This is a genomic window from Leifsonia sp. EB34, from assembly GCF_041260585.1.
In the GTDB taxonomy this organism is placed as follows: domain Bacteria; phylum Actinomycetota; class Actinomycetes; order Actinomycetales; family Microbacteriaceae; genus Leifsonia.
On the sequence record NZ_JBGCCV010000001.1, the window covers coordinates 223,466 to 245,119 of the forward strand.

Sequence of the window (21,654 nt, forward strand, 5' to 3'; positions counted from 1 at the left end):
CTGCTGCCGGCCATTACGGGCATTACCTGCATTAGTCGGCCCTGTCGGCTAGCGTGAGAGCATGTCGATCGGCGAGCGGCGGCCCGGGCTCTCGGGCGGAGACGACGAGGCGGCCCGTCTCGACGCGGTCCTCCCCGACATCGACTGGTCGATCGCGCCCGTCGGCGCGACCTTCTCCAGCTTCCGCGCGCCCAGCGGCGAGCTCGCCGTCGTCGCGCTCGGCGACCCCGCCGACCCGCGCGTCGTGCTGGTCCCCGGCGCCACCGGCTCCAAGGAGGACTTCTTCCTGCTCGCGCCGATCCTGGTCGCGGCCGGGTACTACGTGCAGAGCTACGACCTGGCCGGCCAATACGAGTCGGCGGCGGCCGGGCCCGCGGAGGGGCAGCACTACACCTACGACCTGCTCGTGGCCGATCTGGTCGCGTTCCTGCGCGACGGCGACCCCGCGCACGTCCTCGGCTACTCGTTCGCCGGCATCCTCGCCGAGCTCGCGCTCGTGCGGCACCCAGAATTGTTCCGGACGCTGACGCTGCTGACCTCGCCACCGGAGCCCGGCCAGGCGTTCCGGAGCGTCCGGGTCATCGGCTGGCTGAGCTGGTTCCTGAACGGGCGGCAGGGCGCCGGCCTGATGATCTGGGGCATCGTCACCAACAAGAACAAGGTCGGGCCGACCCGGCTGGCGTTCGTCCGCTCCCGGTTCGCGCTCACCCGGCGGTCGAGCGTGGACGACATCGTGGGCCTGATGAAGCACGTGCCCGACGTGCGCGAGCAGGTCGCGGCGATCGGCCTGCCGGTGCTGGTGGCGACGGGCGACCACGACCTGTGGCCGACGCACCTGCACGCCGCGAACGCGAAGGCCCTCGGTGCCCGGCTCGCCGTCTACCGCACCGGCCACAGCCCGTGCGAGACCGCTCCGAACCAGCTCGGCCGGGACATGATCGCCCTCTTCCGCTCCGCTGAGAACTAGCCCGCCAACGACCTGGCAGAACACGCCGCGTCGGCGACCGCCCACGCGGCATGTCCTGCCAAGTCGTTTGGTCCGCGGTTACTCGCGGGCCTTCTCGGCCTTCTCGATGGCCTCGGCCTCGACGACCGGGATCGAGGTGGTGATCGCCTCGAGGCCGCTCAGGCGAGCGGGCGACAGCAGGCGAGTGACCTCCTCGCGACTCATCAGCTTGGCGTCCACGACCAGGTCGGCGACGTTGTGGCCGGTCAGCAGCGCCGACTTGGCGAGCGCTGCCGCGGCGGCGTAGCCGATGTGCGGGGTGAGGGCCGTGATGACGCCGACCGACGAGCCGACCATGGCGCCGAGGCGCTCCTCGTTGGCGGTGATGCCGTCGACGCAGTTGACGCGCAGCGTGTGGAAGGCCTGTGCCATCCAGGTGATGCTCTGCAGCAGCGAGTGCGCGATGACCGGCTCGAACGCGTTGAGCTGGAGCTGGCCGCCCTCGGCCGCCATGGTCACGGTGACGTCGGCGCCGGCCACGGAGAACGCGACCTGGTTGACGACCTCCGGGATGACCGGGTTGACCTTGCCTGGCATGATCGACGACCCGGCCTGGCGCGGCGGGAGGTTGATCTCGCCGAGGCCGGCCTGCGGGCCGGACGAGAGCAGTCGCAGGTCGTTGCAGATCTTCGACAGCTTGATGGCGCTGCGCTTGAGCGCCCCCGAGAACGACATGAAGGCGCCGGCGTCGCTGGTCGACTCGATGAGGTCGGGCGCGGTCTCCAGGTTGAGGCCCGTGATCAGGTTGAGGTGCTTGACCGCCGCCGCAGCGTAGCCGGGGTCGGCGGTGATGCCGGTGCCGATCGCGGTGGCGCCCAGGTTGATCTCGGCGAGAAGCCACTTGCTCTCGGTGAGCCGGGCGTGGTCCTCGGTGAGGGTGGTCGCGAAGCCGTGGAACTCCTGGCCGAGCGTCATCGGCACGGCGTCCTGGAGCTGGGTGCGGCCGACCTTGAGGATGTGGCGGAACTCGCGGCCCTTGGCGGCGAACGAGTCGCGCAGCAGGGCGAGCTCGTCGAGCAGATGGCCCAGCGCGAACGTGAGCGCGATCTTGATCGCGGTCGGGTAGGTGTCGTTCGTGCTCTGGCTGCGGTTCACATCGTCGATCGGGTGGATGTGCGCGTAGTCGCCCTTGGGGTGGCCGTCGAGCTCGAGCGCGATGTTCGCGATGACCTCGTTGGCGTTCATGTTCGTGGAGGTGCCCGCGCCGCCCTGCATGACGCCGACGACGAACTGGTCGTGGAACTTGCCGTCGATGATGAGCTGGCAGGCCCGGTCGATCAGGTCGGCCTTGTGCTTGTCCAGCACGCCGATCTCGAGGTTGGCGCGCGCCGCGGCCTGCTTGACGTCGGCCAGGGCGACGATCAGGTCGGGGTAGACGGAGATCGGCCGCTTGGCGATCGGGAAGTTCTCGAGGGCGCGCGAGGTGTGCACGCCCCAGTAGGCGTCGGCCGGGATCTCCCTGCTGCCCAGGGAGTCGGTCTCGATGCGGGTGGGTCGGCCCTCGGCGCTGGGGGTCGGGACGTCGGAGACGTTCTCGGACGCGTCGACGACCGTGCTGCCGGTGGCCGGGTCGACGACCGGGATGGGGTGAGTCTTCGGTTCGTCCATCGTTGCTGTGGAATCCACGCTTGGCTCCATTGCCTCTCGTTGTGCGTTGGCTTTTCGGGGTTTGCCGGCCGTTCGTGGCACCCGGCACAGCCGAGCCTACCCCTGGCACCTGCACGGGCGATGGACACTTCGTCCGGTATCCCGGACGCTGTTCGACAGCGTGTCGAGAGGGCTTCCGCTCAGCCGAGTTTGCGCAGCAATCCGCGGGCGAACCGGTCCTTTCCCTCGGTGTACGGCGGGTAGATGAGCTGGAGCGTGTCGGGCGCCAGCGCCTTCGACAGCACGGCCTTCTCGTGGCTGAAGGTCTCCAGCGAACGGCGGCCGTGGTACGCGCCGGAGCCGCTCTCCCCCACGCCGCCGAACGGGAGGCCGCCCACCGCGAGGTGCGCGGCCGGCACGCCGAAGCCGACCGCCCCGGAGCTGGTCTGGGTGAGGAAGCGACGGCGTACCTCGCGGCGCTCGCTGAAGACGTAGAGGGCCAGCGGCTTGTCGCCGGCGCGGATGAACGCGATCGCGTCGTCCAGCCCGTCGACCGCGACGATCGGGAGCACCGGGCCGAAGATCTCCTCCCCCATGACCGCGGAGTCGCGCGGCACGTCGACGAGCACGGTCGGGGCGAGGTAGCGGGAGGCCGCCTCCGACTGACCGCCGACCGCGGTCGTCCCGGAGCCGAGCAGCCCGGTGAGCCGGGCGAACTGCCGGTCGTTGACGATCCGCCCGTAGTCGGGGCTGTCCGCCGGGTCGTCGCCGTAGAGCGCGCGCACGGCGTTCCCGAGCTCGGCGGCGAGCCGGTCGGAGACCGCCTTCGTGGCCAGGATGTAGTCGGGGGCGACGCAGGTCTGGCCCGCGTTCATGAACTTGCCCCAGGCGATCCGCCGCGCCGCCGCGGCCGGGTCGACGGAGTCGTCCACGTACACCGGGGACTTGCCGCCGAGCTCCAGGGTGACCGGCGTCAGGTGCTCCGCCGCGGCCGCCGCGACGATGCGGCCGACGCGCCCGTTGCCGGTGAAGAAGATGTGGTCCCAGCGCTGGGCGAGCAGTTCGGTGGTCTCCGCGACGCCGCCCTCCACGACGGCGACGGCCGACCGGTCCAGGTACTGCGGGACGAGCCGCGCCATCGCGGCCGAGGTGGCCGGCGCGAGCTCGCTCGGCTTCAGCACGACCGCATTGCCGGCGGCCAGCGCTCCGACGAGCGGAGCCAGCAGGAGCTGCACCGGGTAGTTCCAGGGGGCGATCACGAGCACGACGCCGACCGGCTCCAGCACGACCCGCGCCCGCGCGGGCATCAGGGCGCCGGGGACGGCGACCCGACGGGGCCGTAGCCAGCGTCGGAGGTTGCGGCGCATGTGGTCGATCTCGCCGACGACGAAGCCGACCTCGGCGATCTGCGACTCGGTCGGGTTCTTGGCCAGGTCCTCCCGCAGGGCGTCCTCGAACTCGGAGGCGCGCTCAGTCAGCATCCGACGGAGGGCGGCGAGCTGGGCGAGCCGCCACGCGAGCGGCTTGGTCCGGCCGCTGTCGAACGTGGCGCGCAGGGTCGAGACGGTGTGCGGGATGCTGTCGCCGGCGACGGTGCCGGACGTGAGCGCGGACTCGGAGGTCATGCGCCCATCATCACACGCGCGGCTTCACGCGCGCGGCCGATACTCCAGGTCGAAGATCGCGTGCCCGAGCCGCTCGCCGCGACGCTCGAACTTCGTCGCCGGCCGGTCGTCGGGCCGCGGGATGAAGCCGCCGGGTCCGGCGACGTTCACCAGGGCGGCCTCGGCGTCCAGCACGTCGATCATGTGCTCGGCGTAGGGCTCCCAGTCGGTCGCGAGCCGGAGCACACCGGTCGGCTTCAGCGCGGCGACGATGAGCCGGACGACGTCGGGCTGCACGAGCCGGCGGCGGTGGTGGCGTGCTTTGGGCCACGGGTCAGGGAAGAAGATGAGCACTTCGTCCACGCCGGCGGCGCCGAGCCCCTGCTCGAAGACCTCCACCGCGTCGTGCCGGACCACGCGGACGTTCGTGAGCCCCTGCTCGTGCGCGGCCGCGAGCACCCGGCCGACGCCGGCGCCGTGCACCTCCACCCCCAGGAAGTCCTTCTCGGGGTGCCGTGCGGCGAGGGCGAGCAGGTTCTCGCCGTTGCCGAAGCCGATCTCGACCACGCGGGGCGCGGTGCGCCCGAAGATCGCGTCCAGGTCGAGCGGCGAGCCGTCGAAGTCCACGCCGAAGACCGGCCAGAACTCGTCGATCGCCCGCTGCTGGGCTTCGGTCTTCCTGCCGCGGATGACGAAGCTGCGCGGCCTGACGAGGGGGGACGGTTCCATCCTTCCATTCTCGCAGGCCGCGCCGGCGTCGCCGATCAGTGCGGCAGCAGGGTCTCGATGGGGCCGCGCGCGAAGTACACCAGGAAGCCGGCCGCGACGATCCAGAGCAGCGGGCTGATCTCGCGCGCCTTGCCGGAGAGCGACCGGACGAGCACCCAGGAGATGAAGCCGACGCCGATGCCGTTCGCGATCGAGTAGGTCAGCGGCATGACGATGATCGTCAGGAAGACCGGCAGCGTGCTGGAGAACTCGTGGAAGTCGATGTGGCGGATCTGCACGACCATGAGCGCACCCACGATGACGAGCGCCGCGGCCGCCACCTCGCTCGGGACGACGCTCGTCAGCGGCGTGAAGAACATCGCGAGCAGGAACAGCACACCCGTGATGACGCTGGCGAATCCCGTCTTCGCGCCTTCGCCGATGCCGGAGGCCGACTCGACGAACACGGTGTTGGACGACGCCGACGTGCCACCTCCGACGACCGCGCCGACACCCTCCACGATGAGCGCGGACTGCAGGCGCGGGAACGTGCCGTCCTCGTTCGCGAGGCCGGCGCTGCGGGCAAGACCCGTCATCGACCCCATCGCGTCGAAGAAGTTCGTGAAGACCAGCGTGAAGACGAGCATGATCGCGGCGAGACCGCCGATCCGCGCGAACGAGCCGAACAGGTCGAACTGCCCGACGAGGCTGAGGTTCGGCACCGAGACGAACGAGGTGGGCAGGGCGGGGACCGAGAGGTTCCAGCCGTTCGGGTTCTTCGCGGAGGAACCGAGGTGGAAGATCGCCTCGATAATGATGGCGACAGCGGTCGCCGCGACGATGCCGATCAGGAGCGCGCCCTTCACCTTGCGCGCCATGAGCACACCCATGATGACCAGCGCGAGCAGGAACACCAGCGTGGGAAGCGTGGCGATGGAGCCCGCCTCGCCGAGCTGCACAGGCGGCGACGCCGTCTTGGTGCTGCGCACGAAACCGCTGTCGACGAAGCCGATGAAGGCGATGAAGAGGCCGATGCCGACGGTGATGGCGGTCTTGAGCTGCGGCGGGACGGCGTTGAAGATCAGGCGGCGGAGGCCGGTCGCGGCGAGCAGGACGATGATCAGGCCGTTGATGACGACGAGGCCCATCGCCTCCTGCCAGGTGAGCACCTTGACGACGTTCACCGCGAGGAACGAGTTGATGCCGAGGCCGGCGGCGAAGGCGAACGGCAGCCGGGCGACCAGACCGAACAGCACGGTCATGACGCCGGCGCTCAGCGCGGTGACGGCGCCGACCTGCTCGAAGCCCAGCGTGTGACCGGACACATCGGGCGCCGAGCTCAGGATGATCGGGTTGAGGATGACGATGTACGCCATGGTCACGAAGGTCAGCAGGCCGCCGCGGATCTCCGTGGCCCAGGTGGTGCCGCGTGACGTGATCTCGAAGAACCGGTCCAGGCGCCCCTTGACGGTCGGCGTCGGCGTGGAAGTCGAAGCGGAAATGGTGGTCTCCCGTAGTATCGGTTGGGTTTGGTTCGTGGCGCATTCGTGGCGATGTCACAGCGCAGTACCAGCCTAATTCCCCTCCCGACACGATAAGGACACGCATGGCTCTGCCCTGGAAGCTGCACGGCGACGGTAAGAAGGTCGGAGCACGCGAGGTGGTGCTCCCCGGCGAGCGGCTGACCTGGCCCCGGACGATCGGGCTCGGTGCGCAGCACGTCGTCGCGATGTTCGGCGCGACCTTCCTGGTGCCGCTGCTCACCGGCTTCCCGCCGAGCACCACGCTGCTGTTCTCGGGCGTCGGGACGATGCTGTTCCTGCTGGTCACGCGCAACAAGCTGCCCAGCTACCTCGGATCGTCGTTCGCGTTCATCGTGCCGATCGTCGCGGCGACCAAGGCGCACGGGATGCCGTCCGCGCTGTTCGGCATCGTCGTCACCGGCCTCCTGCTCGCCGTCGTCGGCCTGATCGTGGTCGCCACCGGCACGAAGTGGATCGACGGGCTGATGCCGCCGATCGTCGCCGGCGCCATCGTGGCGCTGATCGGCTTCAACCTCGCGCCGGCCGCCAAGAACAACTTCATGCAGGCGCCGGTCACCGCGCTCGTGACGCTCGCCGCGGTCATCCTCTGCACGGTGCTCTTCAAGGGGATGCTGGGGAGGCTCTCGATCTTCCTCGGCGTGATCGTCGGGTACGTCTTCGCGGCGCTCTCCGGCCAGGTCGACTTCAGCAAGATCGACAAGGCGGCGTGGATCGGCCTCCCGCACTTCACCTTCCCCGCGAACCCGTTCACGGACGCGGCCTCCACCTGGGGCATCCTGCCCGCGTTCCTCCCGGTCGTGCTCGTGCTGATCGCCGAGAACGTCGGCCACATCCGCGGTGTGGCGCAGCTCACCGACCCTGCGGTCAACAAGCTCACCGGCCGTGCCCTGTTCGCGGACGGTCTCGCGACGACCATCGCCGGCTTCTTCGGCGGCTCCGGCACCACCACCTACGGCGAGAACATCGGCGTCATGGCCGCGACCCGCGTCTACTCGACGGCGGCGTACTGGGTGGCCGGCATCGTCGCCGTCCTGCTCGGCCTCTCCCCCAAGGTCGGCGCGGTCATCAACACCATCCCGGCCGGCGTGCTGGGCGGCGTGACCACCGCGCTGTACGGCCTGATCGGCGTGATCGGCGTGAAGATCTGGCTGGACAACAAGGTCGACTTCTCCAAGCCGGTCAACCAGTTCACCGCGGCGACCGCCCTCATCATCGGCATCGGCGACTTCACGCTGAACCTCGGTCAGCTGACCTTCAACGGGATCGCGCTCGGCGCCATCGCGGCCATCGTCGTGTACCACGTGATGAACTCGATCGCGCGGGTCCGCGGGACCGCGTAGCGGCAACGCCCGACGGCGCCCTCAGCGCCGACCGGACAGCTCGATGAGCTCGCCCGCAGTGCGCTCGTCGGTGATGAGCGCGCCGATGAGACCGGCGCGGACGGCGCCGCGGATGCTGACCGCCTTGCCCGCTCCGACCGCGATCCCGACCGTATGCGGGATGGCGCGGAGGACGTCGCGCGGCGGACGCACCATGCGGTCACTGCCTTCGAACTCCACGGGCTCTCCCTCGATGTCGAAGAAGTTGAGGGCGACGTCGCCAACGGCGCGGTACATCTGCTCGTCGTCCAACGGCACGGAGCGCGAGATCGACCCGCGGGAGAGCGGTGGCGCGCCCACACCCAGCAGGGCGCCCTTCGCCCCCGCCCAGAGCTCCTGCACACGCTGGAAGGACGGGTCGTCCAGCAACCGCTCGTAGAGCGGGGCGGACGGCATCGCCTCCGCGAACAGGAAGACCGGGCGCGCGTTGGTGCGCTCGGCCATCGATCGCACGATCTCGTTGGGCTGGTGCCAGGGCTCCGGCTCGGCCACCCCGCCGACCGTCGGGATCAGGACGACGCCGGGGAGACTCGGAAGCGGGCCCCTGGCCACCTCGTACAGCGTGTTACCGGAGGCGATCAGCAGCCCGTCGCCGGGAGCCAGCTCCATCTCGGCGAGCGCGACCGCGACCTGCGCGGTGAGTCCGGTGCGCAGGTTCCCCGACTGGTCCCCCGGTGCGATCCAGACCCGATCGATGCCGAGGACGTCGCGCAGCCGCGACGCCAGAGCGTCGAGTTCCGGCTCACGAGGATTGACGATCTCGATGCGCACCAGCCCGATGCGCCGGGCCTCGGCCAGGAGGCGGCTGACGGTCGGCCGCGACACACCGAGCCGGCCCGCGATCTCCGATTGGGTCGCATCCTCCAGGTAGTACATGTGCGCAGCGCCGTACAGCGTGTCGAGGGGGAATCTGCTGGCCGAGCCAGGCGGGAGAGAGGTCATGCGCTGCGCAGCCGGGGTCGGGGAGACGGCTGCTCTATCGCAGGCTATTGCACGGGGTCGCCGTCGGTGGCAGCGACCCGCCCGGTCAGGCGTGAACAAATGTTCTTGCACATTCGTTCTCACACCCGTAGGCTGTCCACGAATCGGCGAAAGAACGACCGCGCAGCTCATCCACACCCCCGGCTACGACCGCACTGGCGTCGAGTGCGGGGCCCTGCACGAACACGCCTCACCAACCGATCCCGAGGAGGGTCATGTCCACATCGCTGTCCGAAACCGAGGCGCGCACCGGCGCACCGCTTCCCGAGACCATGACCGCCGTCGTCGTCCACGGTCCGGAGGACTACCGGCTGGAGACCGTCCCCGTCCCCCGGCCGGGCGCCGGTGAGCTGCTGCTGCGGGTGGAGGCCGTCGGCGTCTGCGCGTCCGACCTCAAGTGCTACCACGGCGCCCCCAAGTTCTGGGGCGACGAGAACCGCCCCGCCTGGGCGCAGACCGGCCGCATCCCCGGCCACGAGTTCGTCGGGCGCGTCGTCGCCGGCGACCCGGCGACGCTGGCCCGGCGCGGAGTGGCGGTCGGGGACCGCGTCGCGTGCGAGCAGATCGTCCCGTGCGGCGAGTGCCGGTACTGCGAGCGCGGCCAGTACTGGATGTGCGCGCCGCACGCGATGTTCGGCTTCAAGGAGTTCGACGGCGCGATGGCCGAGTACGCCCTTGTCCCGCCGCGCGCGCTGACGCACCCGGTCTCCTCCGACCTGGCGCCGCAGCACGCCGCCTACGCGGAGCCGCTCTCGTGCGCGATGCACGCGGTGGAGCGGGCCACCATCCAGTTCGGCGACGTGGTGGTCGTGGCCGGCGCCGGCCCGATCGGCCTCGGCGCCATCGCGGGCGTCCGCCAGAAGAACCCGCTGACGGTCATCGCGCTCGACATGAGCGACGACAAGCTGGAGCTCGCTCGCAAATGCGGCGCCGACCTCACGATCAACATCACGAAGGAGGACGCGGTCGCCCGCGTCAAGGCGCTCACCGACGGCTACGGCGCGGACGTCTACATCGAGGCCACCGGCCACCCCTCGGCGGTCGGCCAGGGCCTCAACCTGCTCCGCAAGCTCGGCACGTACGTCGAGTACTCGGTCTTCGGCTCCGACGTGGCGGTCGACTGGTCGATCATCAGCGACGACAAGGAGCTCGACGTCCGCGGCGCCCACCTCGGTCCCGGCTGCTGGCCCGCCGCGATCGAGCTCCTCGAATCCGGCGTGCTCCCGATGGACGAGATCTGCACGCACCAGTTCCCGCTCGCCGACTTCCAGAGCGCCCTCGACCTGGTCGGCGACACCGCAGGCGCCTCCATCAAGGTCACCATCCTGCCGTGAGGCAGCCGCCCCACCATCACCGGAGTTCCTGATGACCACCACCGCACCACCCGTCCGCGAGACCTTCCTCGACCGGATCGGCATCCCCCACCCCCTGCGCTGGGGCTTCCTCGGCGTCCTCGTCTTCATGACGGGCAACGGGGTCGAGTCCAACTTCCTGTCCCCGCACATGACGCACGCGCTCGGCGAGGACAAGTTCGCCATCGTCGCGCAGATCATCGCCATGTACAGCCTGGCCGTGCTGATCGCGTCGTACCTGTCCGGGGCGCTCGCCGACCTGTGGGGCCCGCGGCGCGTGATGACGCTCGGCATGATCCTGTGGGTCGTGTTCGAGGGGGCGTTCCTGTTCTCGCTCTCGATCGGGAGCGTGCCGCTGCTGTTCGTCAGCTATTTCCTGCGCGGCTTCGGCTTCCCGTTCTTCGCCTTCGCGTTCCTGGTCTGGATCAACCAGATCGTCCCGAAGAAGCGCAACGGCACCGCGGTCGGCTGGTTCTACGTCATGTTCACCGGCGGCCTGCCGACGCTCGGATCGCTCTTCGCGGTCTTCGCCATCCCGGCGTTCGGCGGCGGGGCGGGCGGCGAGACGCTGACCATGCTCGCCTCCGCGACGCTCGTGCTCGTCGGCTGGGCCATCGCGAACTTCGGCGTGCGGGAGCCGCACGGCTCGCGCCGGCTCGCGTCGCCGACCGACTCGGCCGCGCGGGTGCTCACCTCCGGGATCGTGCTCACCGCTCGCAACCCGAAGGTGCTGATGGGTTTCCTCATCCGGCTCATCAACACCGCGCCGGAGTTCGGGATGTTCATCGTGCTCCCCGCCGTCATGGCCGACCAGCTCGGCTGGGGGCAGAGCCGCTGGCTGATCATGACGGTGGTGATCTTCGCGGGCAACATCGCCTTCAACGCGGTGTTCGGCGCGATCGGCGACCGCATGGGCTGGGGCCGGACGGTGCGCTGGTTCGGCATCGTCGGGTCCTCCATCGGCCTCCTGCTGTGGTGGTACGTGCCGCACTGGGTGCCGGCCGGCAGCGACTGGGGCTTCGTCGTCGCGACGATCGCGGGCACCGTCTTCGGCATCATGCTCGCCGGCTTCGTGCCGATGGGAGCGATCATGCCGGCGCTCGCTCCGAAGCAGAAGGGCGCGGCGATGGCCATGTACACGACCGCGGCCGGTGGGGCGACGTTCCTCGGCAGCGGCGTGGTCGCCCTGGTGTTCCCCCTGGCCGGTGCGGTCGGCGTGGTGTGGGCCTTCGTCGCCCTGTACGCCTGCGCGTTCGCGATGATCGGCTTCCTGAAGGTGAACCAGCACGCCGAGGACGAGCCGGCCGTCGAGGCCGCGCTGGAGGGCGTCCGATGACCCGCATCGCCGACGTCCCCGCCGACTTCGCGGAGGACCAGCTCGACGGCTTCGTCGCGCTCTACGGCGACCGGTTGCGCCGCGTCCCCGGCGGCGTCGTCGGCCGGGCCGCCGGCACGCCGACCGTCGCCGTCGTGGTCGGCGGCGGCTCCGGCCACTACCCGGCCTTCGCGGGCCTCGTCGGCCCGGGCTTCGCCACGGGCGCCGTGGTCGGCAACATCTTCACCTCGCCGTCGGCGGCGCACGTGTACTCCGTCGCGAAGGCCGCCCACCGCGGCCGCGGCGTCGTGCTGACCTTCGGCAACTATGCGGGCGACGTGATGAATTTCGGGATCGCCGCCGAGCGGCTGCGCGCAGAGGGCATCGACACCCGCATCGTCCTGGTGACCGACGACGTGGCGTCCGCTCCCGCCGAGGACGACCGGCGCGGGATCGCGGGCGACTTCGTGGTCTTCAAGGCACTCGGCGCCGCCGCGGCCGCGGGTCTGGACCTCGACGCCGTGGAGCGCGCGGGCCGGGCGGCCAACGCCGCGACGCGCACGCTCGGCGTCGCGTTCTCGGGCTGCACCATGCCCGGTGCGCGCGAACCGCTCTTCCGGGTCGAGCCGGGGATGCTGGGGCTCGGCCTCGGCATCCACGGCGAGCCCGGCATCCGCGACGTCGCGATGCCCACGGCGACCGGCCTCGCGGAGCTGCTCGTGGCCGGGGTGCTGGAGGCGGCCCCGCGCACGGGGCCCGCGCGGGTCGGCGCGATCCTCAACGGCCTCGGCACCACCAAGTACGAGGAGCTGTTCCTGCTCTGGGCACGTGTGCTCCCCCTGCTGGAGGCCGCCGGGCTGGAGGTCGTCGAGCCGGAGGTCGGCGAACTCGTCACGAGCCTCGACATGGGCGGCTGCTCGCTGACGCTCACCTGGCTGGACGACGAACTGGAGCAGTTCTGGCGGGCGGACGCCTACGCTCCCGCCTACCGCAAGCAGGCCGCACCACTCGCCGCGACCCGGGCATCGGCCGCCGAGGCGGACGACGCGGTGACGGACGACGCCTACGCGTTCGTCGTGCCGTCCCCCGCCTCCGCGGCGCTGGCCGCGAGCGTCGCCCACGCTGCGGGGCTCGTGCGCGAACTGCTGCGCGACCGGGAGGACGAGCTCGGCGCGATCGACGCGGTCGCCGGCGACGGCGACCACGGCCGCGGGATGCTGCGCGGCGCCGAGGCGGCCACGACCGCGATCGAGCGCGCAGCCGAGCGTGGCGCCGGAGCGGGAGCGGCGCTCGCCGCCGGCGGACGCGCGTGGGCCGAACAGGCGGGCGGGACCTCCGGCGTTCTCTGGGGCGCGGCCCTGGAGGCTGCGGGCGCGACACTCGACGACACCTCCGCCGCGTTCCCCGACCACAGCGCGGCCACGGCGGTCGGCGCCTTCACCGACGCGATCCTCGCCCTCGGCCGCGCGGAGCCCGGCGACAAGACGCTCGTGGACGCACTGCTGCCCTTCCGCGACGGGCTGGCCGCCCGGCTCGCCGCCGGCGCGCCGCTCGCGGACGCGTGGCGGGACGCCGCGCGTTCCGCGTCCGCCGCCGCGTCCGCGACCTCCGCGCTGCGCCCGAAGCGCGGCCGTGCCCGGCCGCTCGCCGACAAGTCGGTGGGCACGCCGGACGCCGGCGCGACCTCCCTCGCCCTGATCGCGGGCGCGCTGGGGGATCTGCTGGCGCGCGGCGAGGTGCTGGCGCGCAGCGAGCGGCCGAAGAACGACCACCGGACCGAAAGGACGACACCATGACCGCACTACGGGTCGTGATCGGCAGCGATGACGCCGGCTTCACGCTCAAGGAGACCCTCCGCGACGACCTGGAGGCTCACCCCCTCGTCGCCTCGCTCGTGGACGTCGGCGTGGACCGCGACGGCCACACCGCCTACCCCGCGGTCGCGGCAGCCGCCGCCGGGCTAGTCGCGTCCGGCGAGGCCGACCGCGCGCTGCTGGTGTGCGGCACCGGGCTCGGCGTCGCCATCGCGGCCAACAAGGTCGCCGGCGTCCGCGCCGTCACCGCCCACGACTCCTACTCGGTCGAGCGGTCGGTGCTCTCCAACGACGCCCAGGTGCTGTGCCTCGGCCAGCGCGTGATCGGTACGGAGCTGGCCCGCCGCCTCGTGAAGGAGTGGCTGGGCTACCGCTTCGACCCGGCGAGCCCCTCGGCCCGCAAGGTCGAGCTGATCGGAGAGCTGGAGCGATGAGCGGCACGTTCGAGGGACGGATCGCGATCGTCACCGGCGCCGCGAGCGGCATCGGTCTCGCCGTCGCCGGCTGGTTCGCCGAGCGCGGCGCCACCGTGGCCGGCGTTGACCTCAGCGAGAGCGTCGCCGGCGCGCTCGCCGGGCTGCCGGGCGCCGGGCACCTCCCGGTCGTCGCCGACCTCACCGAGCCGGGAGCCGCAGAGACGGCCGTCGCCCGCATCCAGGCGGAGGCCGGGACGCCGCACATCCTGGTCAACTCCGCCGGCATCGCCCGCCTCTCCCCCGCGCTCGCGACGACGAGCGCCGATTGGGACGCCACGCTGGCCGTCAACCTGACCGCGAGCTTCCGGATGGCGCAGGCCGCGGGTGCGCGGATGGTGACCGCCGGCTTCGGCCGCATCGTCAACCTGGCCTCCCAGGCGAGCGTCGTGGGCCTGGACGAGCACGTCGCCTACTGCGCGAGCAAGGCCGGCCTGCTCGGGATGACCCGCGTCCTGTCCCTGGAGTGGGCGCCGCACGGCGTCACCGTCAACGCCGTCTCGCCGACCGTGGTGGAGACCCCGCTCGGCCGGGAGGCGTGGAAGGGCACGAAGGGCGACGAACTGCGGGCGCGCATCCCGGCCCGCCGGTTCGCTCAGCCGGAAGAGGTCGCAGCGCTGATCGGCTACCTGGCCTCCGACGAGGCGGGCATGGTCACCGGCGAGAACATCCTGATCGACGGCGGCTACTCCTCCATCTAGCCCGCGATCAGGCGTGGAAGTACGGGATGATCAGGTACAACCCGTACAGCACCGCCGCCCCGCACAGTGCGAAGCACGCGTAGGCGCCGGTCAGCGCGGCGCGCTTGCGGCCGTCGCTGAGCGGGCTCTTGCGCCGGGCCTTCTCGGCCTTCTTCTGGGCTTTCGCCGCCTGCTCGGGCGTGATGACCGTGATGGCGTCGGTGAACTCCGCCGGCTCGACGAACAGCGCTCGGCCGGCCACTGCGAGCAGCCGGGTGCCGAGCGCGTAGAAGCCGACGACCACGCACGCGCCGATCAGCGACGCGACGAAGACCGAGACGAACTGCAGCACGGCGCTCATGCGGGGTTCCTTCCGGAGCGTTCCTTCGTGAGCGGCTTGACCTTCTTGATCTTCACCACGCGGCCGGACGCGGCGACATCGCTCTGGCCCTGGACGGGGACCGGTGCGACCGCATTGGCGCTGGACACCCGGTTGCGGCGCGAGCGCCAGAAGATGAACGTGATGACGACGACGGCGACCACGGTGTCGATGAGGATGCCGATCGGGCCGAGCAGGCCGAGGAACGCGGCGAGAGCGCCGACCACACCCGCGGCGGGCAGCGTCAGCACCCAGCCGATCGCGATCCGGCCGGCGGTGCCCCAGCGCACCGAAGCGCCGCGGCGGCCGAGGCCGGAGCCGATCACCGAGCCGGAGGCGACCTGGGTGGTGGAGAGCGCGAAGCCGAGGTGGCTGGAGGCCAGGATCGTCGCGGCCGTGCTGGTCTCGGCGGCGAAACCCTGCGCGGGCTTCACCTCGGTGAGGCCGCGGCCGAGGGTGCGGATGATGCGCCAGCCGCCGGAGTAGGTGCCGACCGCGATGGCGAGCGCGCACGCGACGACCACCCAGAGCGGCGGCCCGCTGCCGGCGGGCAGCAGGTTCGCGGAGATCAGCAGCAAGGTGATCACGCCCATGGTTTTCTGCGCGTCGTTCGTGCCGTGCGAGAGGGCCACGAGCGAGGACGAGAAGATCTGGCCGTAGCGGAAGCCGCCTCGGCCGTCCGGGCGGCCGTCGTAGCGCCGGGTGATCCAGTACGCGAGCTTGGTCGCCGCCCACGCGACCACGCCGGCGGTGAACGGCGCGATGACCGCGGGGAGGACGACCTTCTGCACGACGGTCGGGAAGTTCACGGACGCGAACCCGGCTCCGACGATCGCCGCGCCGATCAGGCCGCCGAACAGCGCGTGGCTGGAGGAGGACGGCAGGCCGTAGAGCCAGGTCACCATGTTCCAGACGATCGCGCCGACCAGGCCGGCGAAGATCAGCTCCGGCGAGATCAGGACGCCGCCCGAACCCTCGTTGATGATGCCGCCGGAGATGGTCTTGGCGACCTCCGTCGAGAGGAACGCTCCGACGAGGTTCAGGACCGCGGCGAGCGCGACCGCCACCTTGGGCCGCATGGCGCCGGTCGCGATCGGTGTCGCCATGGCGTTCGCGGTGTCGTGGAACCCGTTGGTGAAGTCGAAGAAGAGGGCCAGCGCGATGACCAGCACGATGATGAGGGTGAGATCCACCGGCTTCTTTCTCGTGTGGAGACGGACGGCCGGCGGGAGTTCACCGGACGTTCATGCGGGATGCCTGGCGCTGTTAAGCGGCCGAGGACATGCTTTCACGGCCGTCTCGCGCACGTCAAACCTTCGCGGGAGGGCTGCGGCGAGCGGCCGGAACGACCGGCACGAGCGGTCACAGCCGGTCGACCGCCGTCACCCGCACGACCGCGACGCCTGCGCGGGCGGAGTCCGCCAGCAGCACCTCCGCGGCGATCCCCCAGTCGTGGTCGCCCGCGGGATCGGCGAGGATCTGGCGCACCCTCCAGAGGCCCTCCGCCGCGGCGGGCGTCTCGTCCACGACGATCATGCTCGCGGCGCGCGCCGACGCGTCGGTGAGGATCTCGTCGTGCTCGGCGTAGTAGGCATCCAGCGCCTCGTCCCACTGCAGCTCGGTGAACGACGGCGCGGACGCCTCGGCGAGCGCCGCCGCCTCGTTCTCGAGCGCGCCGAGCTCCTGGACGCGGTCGAGCGCGGCGAGCTGGACGCGCCGGAACAGCTCGTTGCGCACGAGCACGAAGAAGGCGCGGCGGTTGGTGGTGACGTTGCGCGGCGCGGGCGGGGCGAGCTCGGTGCTCTCGGCGGCGTGCCGGGCGGCGTCCGGATGCACCAGCTCCTCCCACTCGTCGAGGAGGCTGGAGTCGACCTGGCGGACGAGCTCGCCGAGCCACTCCACGATGTCGCGCAGCTCCTCGGTGCGGAGGTCGAGCGGCACGGTCTGGTTCAGGGCACGGTAGGCGTCGGAGAGGTAGCGCAGCACGACGCCCTCGGAGCGGGCGAGCTTGTAGAAGGCGATGAACTCGCCGAAGGTCATCGCCCGCTCGTAGAGGTCGCGGACCACCGACTTCGGGCGCAGCTCGAAGTCGGCCACCCAGGGCTGGCTGGAGGCGTAGGTCGCGAACGCCTCGTGCAGCAGCTCGTCGTGCGGCTTGGGGTGCGTGACGGTCTCCAGCACCTCCATCCGCTCGTCGTACTCGACACCGTCGGCCTTCATCGCCGCCACGGCCTCGCCGCGGGCCTGGAACTGCTGCGCGGAGAGCACCGGGCGCGGGTCGTCCAGCGTGGCCTCGACCACCGAGACGATGTCGAGCGCGTAGCCGGGCGACTCGACGTCGAACAGCTCGAATGCGGCGAGCGCGAACGGCGACAACGGCTGGTTGAGTGCGAAGTTGGGCTGGAGGTCGACGGTGAGGCGGATCTCGCCGTCCACGACCTCCACGACCCCGGCGGTCAGCAGCGAGCGGTGGAGGCCGAGCGCGCGGCGGGCGAGGGCGAGCTGGCGCTTCCACGGCTCGTGGTTGTCGAAGACGAGGTCGCGGACGTGGGCGAAGACGTCGCCGCCGCGGCCGATGACGTTGATGAGCATGGCACTGGTGATCTGCATCGAGGAGGTGAGCGTCTCCGGCTCGGCCTCCACGAGTTTGCGGAAGGACGGCTCGCCCCAGGAGACGAAGCCCTCCGGCGCCTTCTTGCGCACGATCTTGCGACGTTTCTTGGGGTCGTCGCCGGCTTTCTCGAGCGCCTTGAGGTTCTCGCTCTCGTGCTCGGGGGCCTGGACGACGACGGTCCCCGCGGTGTCGTAGCCCGCGCGGCCCGCGCGCCCGGCGATCTGGTGGAACTCGCGGGCGTTGAGCTGCCGCATCCGGGTGCCGTCGAACTTGGTCAGCGCGGTCAGCAGCACGGTGCGGATGGGGACGTTGATGCCGACACCGAGCGTGTCCGTGCCGGAGATCACCCGCAGCATGCCGCGCTGGGCGAGCTGCTCGACCAGCCGGCGGTACTTGGGCAGCATCCCGGCGTGGTGGACGCCGATCCCCTGCCGCAGCAGCCGGGAGAGGGTGCGCCCGAAGGACGTGGTGAACCGGAACTCCCCGATCAGCTCGGCGATCGCGTCGCGCTGCTCACGGCTCGCGATCTTGGCGCTGGAGAGCGCTTGCGCCCGCTCCAGGGCGGCGAGCTGCGAGAAGTGCACGATGTAGATCGGCGCCTGGCCGGTGTGCAGGAGGTCCTCGACGGTGTCATGGATGGGCGACAGCTCGTAGTAGTAGTGCAGCGGGACCGGACGCTCGACGCCGGTGACCACCGCGGTCTCCCGGCCGGTGCGGCGGGAGAGGTCGGCGGCGAGCGCCGTCACGTCGCCGAGGGTCGCCGACATGAGCACGAACTGGGCGCGGTTCAGCACCAGCAGCGGCACCTGCCACGCCCAGCCGCGGTCCGGGTCGGAGTAGAAGTGGAACTCGTCCATGACGACCTGGCCGACCGGGGTGTCCTCCCCTTGCCGGAGGGCGAGGTTGGCGAGGATCTCGGCGGTGCAGCAGATGATCGGCGCGTCGGCGTTCACCGCGGAGTCGCCGGTCATCATCCCGACGTTCTCGGCGCCGAAGATGTCGACCAGGGCGAAGAACTTCTCGGACACCAGCGCCTTGATCGGCGCGGTGTAGAAGCTGCGCTCGCCGCGGGCCAGCGCCGCGAAGTGCGCGCCGACGGCGACGAGCGACTTCCCCGTCCCGGTCGGCGTCGAGAGGATGAGGTTCGCGCCGCCGACGATCTCGATCAGCGACTCGTCCTGCGCCGGGTAGAGGGTGATGCCGGTGGACTCGGCCCAGGCGACGAACGCCTCGTAGACGGCGTCCTCGCTCACGGAGCCGGGGCCGGCCCAGCCGGGGAGGTCGTCGACGCGCAGGGAGGCCATAGGGCCCAAGCCTGTCACAGCGCGGGGATGCTCGGCATATCCACCGGATCGCGCGCTTATCCTTCCGCTATGGGATCGCCTGTGTCTGCGGGGCCGGCCCGGCCCGAAGGGTCGCCGGAGGCTGCCGGGTCGGCACGCGGCACGGAGCCGGCGCGGGCAGGCTCGTTCTGGCGCTCCGCCGCCGTGGGCGCCGCGAGCGTCGTGGCCGGGGTCGGCGCCGCCGAGCTGCTGAGCGCGTTCTTCGTACAGGACGGCAGCCCGATCCTGGTCGTCGGCGCGCTCGTCATCGATCTCACCCCCGCCTGGCTGAAGAACGCCGTGATCGGCGTGTTCGGGACCGGCGACAAGGCGTTCCTCATCTCCTCCCTCGCGGTCGTGCTCCTCATCGGGGGCGCGCTGGCGGGCTGGCTGGAGCTGCGGCGGCCCCCGCTCGGCCGCATCCTGATCGGCGTGGGCGGAGCGCTGGGCGTGCTCGCCGCGCTCACCCGCGCGGGATCCTCGATCGTCAACGTCGTGCCCTCGGCGCTCGCGGCGTTGGTCGCCATCCTGATCCTCGGCTGGCTGGCCGACCTGCTGCGCGGCACCCGGCCGACCCGGATCGCCCCGGAGGGGGAGGTCTCCCGGCGGCACTTCGTCACGGCGACCGCTGCGACCGCCGCGGCGGGCGTCGTCGCGACGATCGTGGGCCAGGCGATCGCCACCGGCTACCGTGCCGCCTCGGCCGCGCGCGCCGCCTTCCACCTGCCGAAGCCCGCCGTCGCGGCCCCGCCCGTCCCGGCCGGGGCGTCGTTCGACCTCCCGGGCCTGGCGCCGATCATCACCCCGAACGCCGACTTCTACCGCATCGACACCGCGCTGCAGATCCCCGGCATCGACCCGTCGGCCTGGCGGCTGCGGATCACCGGGATGGTCGAGAAGGAGGTCGAGCTGACCTTCGCCGAGCTCCTCGCCCTGCCGCTGGAGGAGTCCATCACCACGCTCACCTGCGTCTCCAACGAGGTCGGCGGCGACCTGATCAGCAACGCGAAATGGCTCGGCTACCCGATCCGCCACCTGCTCGCCCGGGCCAAGCCGTCCGCCGACGCGGACATGGTGCTCTCCCGCAGCCAGGACGGCTGGACGGCCGGAACCCCGCTCGAGGCGCTCACCGACGGCCGCAACGCCATCCTGGCCGTCGGGATGAACGGCCAGCCGCTCCCCCTGGAGCACGGCTACCCGGTACGGATGGTCGTCCCCGGGCTGTACGGCTACGTCTCGGCGACGAAGTGGGTGGTCGAGCTGAACGTGACGCGCTTCGACAAGGCGACCTCGTACTGGACCGACCGCGGCTGGTCGGAGCGCGGCCCGGTCAAGCTGGAGTCGCGCATCGACGTGCCCTCGGACGGCCACCAGGTCAAGGCGGGCACGGTCGCTGTGGCGGGCGTCGCCTGGTCGCAGCACGTCGGCGTCAGCGCCGTGCACGTGCAGGTCGACGGCGGCGCCTGGCAGGAGGCCACCCTCGCCGACGCCATCTCGGCCGACACCTGGCGGCAGTGGAAGTACGCGTGGGACGCGACGCCCGGCGCGCACACCATCAAGGTGCGCGCCACCGATGCGCACGGCACGGTGCAGACCGCCAAGGTGCAGGACGTCGTACCCGACGGCGCGACCGGATTGCACACCATCGGCGTGACGGTGGTTAGCTAGCGCCATGCCCGCCCCCGATCGCACCGCCCCCGATCGCCCCGTCCCCGATCGCCCCGCGCCGCTGGTCGCGCCCGGGCCCGTACTGCCGTCGGAGCAGCGCGCCCGCTACGCACGCACCGTTCAGCTCCCGGGCTTCGGGGAGGTCGCCCAGCGCCGCCTCCGGGCCGCTCGGGTGCTCGTGGTCGGCGCGGGCGGCCTCGGCTCCGCCGTGCTGCCGCTGCTGGCGGGGGCCGGGTTCGGGACGATCGGGATCGTGGACGACGACAGCGTGGAGCTCAGCAACCTCCCGCGGCAGACCATCCACCGCGAGCGCGACCTCGGGCGGCCGAAGACCGCGTCGGCGGCCGACGCCATCCACGCCATCGACGCGGGGATCGAGGTGCGGGTGTTCCCAGAGCGCCTCACCTCGGAGAACGCGCTGAGCATCCTCGACGGCTTCGACCTCGTGCTCGACGGCAGCGACAACTTCCCCACCCGGTACCTGGTGGACGACGCGGCGCTCTTGGCGGGCGTACCCGTCGTCTGGGGTGCGGTGCACCGGTTCGGCGGCCAGGTCGGGCTGAGCTGGGCGGCGCACGGGCCGCACTACCGCGACCTGTTCCCGGTACCTCCGGAGCCCGGCAGCGTGCCGAGCTGCGCGGAGGCGGGCGTGCTGCCCAGCGTGTGCGGGGTGATCGGGTCGCTGATGGCGAGCGAGGCGACCAAGGTCGTGACCGGGGAAGGCGACCTCCTGCTCGGGCGGGTCGTGGTGCACGACGGGCTGCGCGGGACGTTCCGGGAGCTGCCGTACGCGGCCGATCCTCAGGCGGCGCCGGTGACGGAGCTGATCGACTATGAGCTGTTCTGCGGGGTGTCCTCCGCAGAGGTAGTGGCGGGGGCGGAGGCGCCGTCGGCGGCGGCCACCACCGTCTCGCCGGCCGACCTGGCTGCGCGCCTGGCCGCGGGACAGCCGCACATCCTCCTCGACGTGCGCGAGCCCTGGGAGGCGGACATCGCCGAGCTGCCCGGCTCGCTGCTGGTGCCGCTCGACGTGGTGGTGCGCGATGCGCCCGGCGTGGCCGCGCGGCTGGGCGACGACCCGCTGGTGATCATCTGCCACCACGGCATCCGTGCGGAGACCGCGCGGACGCTGCTGGAGGCCGCCGGCGCCCCCGGCGTGGTGCTGGTGGGCGGCCTGGACGCCTGGTCGCGCGAGGTCGACCCCTCCCTCCCCCGCTACTGACTCCCC

General features: G+C 71.5%; 17 protein-coding genes. 9 read left to right on the top strand and 8 right to left on the bottom strand.

Annotated elements, in window-relative coordinates; all coding sequences use genetic code 11:
- Positions 1–61: 61 nt before the first annotated feature.
- Positions 62–967, top strand: a complete 906-nt coding sequence (locus ABIA36_RS01105; protein WP_369960387.1) for an alpha/beta fold hydrolase — start codon at positions 62–64, stop codon at positions 965–967.
- Between the two features lie 78 nt (positions 968–1,045).
- Here ABIA36_RS01105 and ABIA36_RS01110 read toward each other — a convergent pair whose 3' ends face one another.
- The 4 genes from ABIA36_RS01110 to ABIA36_RS01125 form a co-directional block, all read right to left on the bottom strand.
- A complete protein-coding gene (locus tag ABIA36_RS01110; protein ID WP_369962050.1) occupies positions 1,046–2,614 on the bottom strand; it encodes an aspartate ammonia-lyase in 1,569 nt (522 codons plus the stop codon).
- 179 nt (positions 2,615–2,793) lie between these two features.
- Positions 2,794–4,218 (bottom strand): aldehyde dehydrogenase family protein, encoded by a 1,425-nt coding sequence (locus tag ABIA36_RS01115; protein ID WP_369960389.1) that lies wholly within the window; start codon positions 4,216–4,218, stop codon positions 2,794–2,796.
- 24 nt (positions 4,219–4,242) lie between these two features.
- Positions 4,243–4,926, bottom strand: a complete 684-nt coding sequence (trmB, locus tag ABIA36_RS01120; protein WP_369960391.1) for a tRNA (guanosine(46)-N7)-methyltransferase TrmB — start codon at positions 4,924–4,926, stop codon at positions 4,243–4,245.
- Positions 4,927–4,961: 35 nt separating this feature from the next.
- A complete protein-coding gene (locus ABIA36_RS01125; RefSeq protein WP_369962051.1) occupies positions 4,962–6,362 on the bottom strand; it encodes an NCS2 family permease in 1,401 nt (466 codons plus the stop codon).
- Positions 6,363–6,511: 149 nt separating this feature from the next.
- On the opposite strand from ABIA36_RS01125, the gene ABIA36_RS01130 reads away from it, so the two are divergent.
- A complete protein-coding gene (locus ABIA36_RS01130) occupies positions 6,512–7,789 on the top strand; it encodes a uracil-xanthine permease family protein (protein WP_369960393.1) in 1,278 nt (425 codons plus the stop codon).
- Positions 7,790–7,810: 21 nt separating this feature from the next.
- Here the strand turns inward: ABIA36_RS01130 and ABIA36_RS01135 are convergent, their stop codons facing one another.
- Positions 7,811–8,770 (bottom strand): sugar-binding transcriptional regulator, encoded by a 960-nt coding sequence (locus ABIA36_RS01135; RefSeq protein ID WP_369960395.1) that lies wholly within the window; start codon positions 8,768–8,770, stop codon positions 7,811–7,813.
- 254 nt (positions 8,771–9,024) lie between these two features.
- Here ABIA36_RS01135 and ABIA36_RS01140 point away from each other — a divergent pair, with 254 nt between their 5' ends.
- From ABIA36_RS01140 to ABIA36_RS01160, 5 genes are read left to right on the top strand one after another with little or no spacing between them, the layout of a single operon-like run.
- Positions 9,025–10,143 carry an alcohol dehydrogenase catalytic domain-containing protein gene (locus ABIA36_RS01140; RefSeq protein WP_369960398.1) on the top strand — a complete coding sequence of 373 codons (1,119 nt, stop codon included), beginning with the start codon at positions 9,025–9,027 and terminating at the stop codon, positions 10,141–10,143.
- 31 nt (positions 10,144–10,174) lie between these two features.
- Complete coding sequence (locus tag ABIA36_RS01145) at positions 10,175–11,497, top strand: RbtT/DalT/CsbX family MFS transporter (RefSeq protein ID WP_369960400.1); 1,323 nt, start codon at positions 10,175–10,177, stop codon at positions 11,495–11,497.
- Positions 11,494–13,272 (top strand): dihydroxyacetone kinase family protein, encoded by a 1,779-nt coding sequence (locus tag ABIA36_RS01150; protein ID WP_369960402.1) that lies wholly within the window; start codon positions 11,494–11,496, stop codon positions 13,270–13,272. The genes ABIA36_RS01145 and ABIA36_RS01150 overlap by 4 nt, the downstream gene beginning before the upstream one ends.
- On the top strand, positions 13,269–13,724 hold the full coding sequence (locus ABIA36_RS01155) for a ribose-5-phosphate isomerase (protein ID WP_369960404.1): 456 nt from the start codon (positions 13,269–13,271) through the stop codon (positions 13,722–13,724). Before ABIA36_RS01150 ends, ABIA36_RS01155 begins: the two co-directional genes overlap by 4 nt.
- Positions 13,721–14,464 (top strand): GolD/DthD family dehydrogenase, encoded by a 744-nt coding sequence (locus tag ABIA36_RS01160; RefSeq protein WP_369960406.1) that lies wholly within the window; start codon positions 13,721–13,723, stop codon positions 14,462–14,464. Before ABIA36_RS01155 ends, ABIA36_RS01160 begins: the two co-directional genes overlap by 4 nt.
- Positions 14,465–14,471: 7 nt before the next feature.
- Here ABIA36_RS01160 and ABIA36_RS01165 read toward each other — a convergent pair whose 3' ends face one another.
- The 3 genes from ABIA36_RS01165 to ABIA36_RS01175 all read right to left on the bottom strand — a co-directional run bounded on the left by ABIA36_RS01165 (position 14,472) and on the right by ABIA36_RS01175 (position 18,740).
- Positions 14,472–14,804: a peptidase gene (locus tag ABIA36_RS01165; RefSeq protein WP_369960408.1), complete on the bottom strand. Its 333-nt coding sequence runs from the start codon at positions 14,802–14,804 to the stop codon at positions 14,472–14,474.
- Positions 14,801–16,015, bottom strand: a complete 1,215-nt coding sequence (locus ABIA36_RS01170; RefSeq protein WP_369960410.1) for an anion permease — start codon at positions 16,013–16,015, stop codon at positions 14,801–14,803. The genes ABIA36_RS01165 and ABIA36_RS01170 overlap by 4 nt, the downstream gene beginning before the upstream one ends.
- Positions 16,016–16,184: 169 nt before the next feature.
- Positions 16,185–18,740 carry a DEAD/DEAH box helicase gene (locus ABIA36_RS01175; RefSeq protein WP_369960412.1) on the bottom strand — a complete coding sequence of 852 codons (2,556 nt, stop codon included), beginning with the start codon at positions 18,738–18,740 and terminating at the stop codon, positions 16,185–16,187.
- Positions 18,741–18,809: 69 nt separating this feature from the next.
- Here ABIA36_RS01175 and ABIA36_RS01180 point away from each other — a divergent pair, with 69 nt between their 5' ends.
- Both ABIA36_RS01180 and ABIA36_RS01185 read left to right on the top strand, forming a co-directional pair.
- Positions 18,810–20,426 carry a molybdopterin-dependent oxidoreductase gene (locus ABIA36_RS01180; protein WP_369960414.1) on the top strand — a complete coding sequence of 539 codons (1,617 nt, stop codon included), beginning with the start codon at positions 18,810–18,812 and terminating at the stop codon, positions 20,424–20,426.
- 4 nt (positions 20,427–20,430) lie between these two features.
- A complete protein-coding gene (locus tag ABIA36_RS01185; RefSeq protein WP_369960416.1) occupies positions 20,431–21,648 on the top strand; it encodes a ThiF family adenylyltransferase in 1,218 nt (405 codons plus the stop codon).
- Positions 21,649–21,654 lie beyond the last annotated feature (6 nt).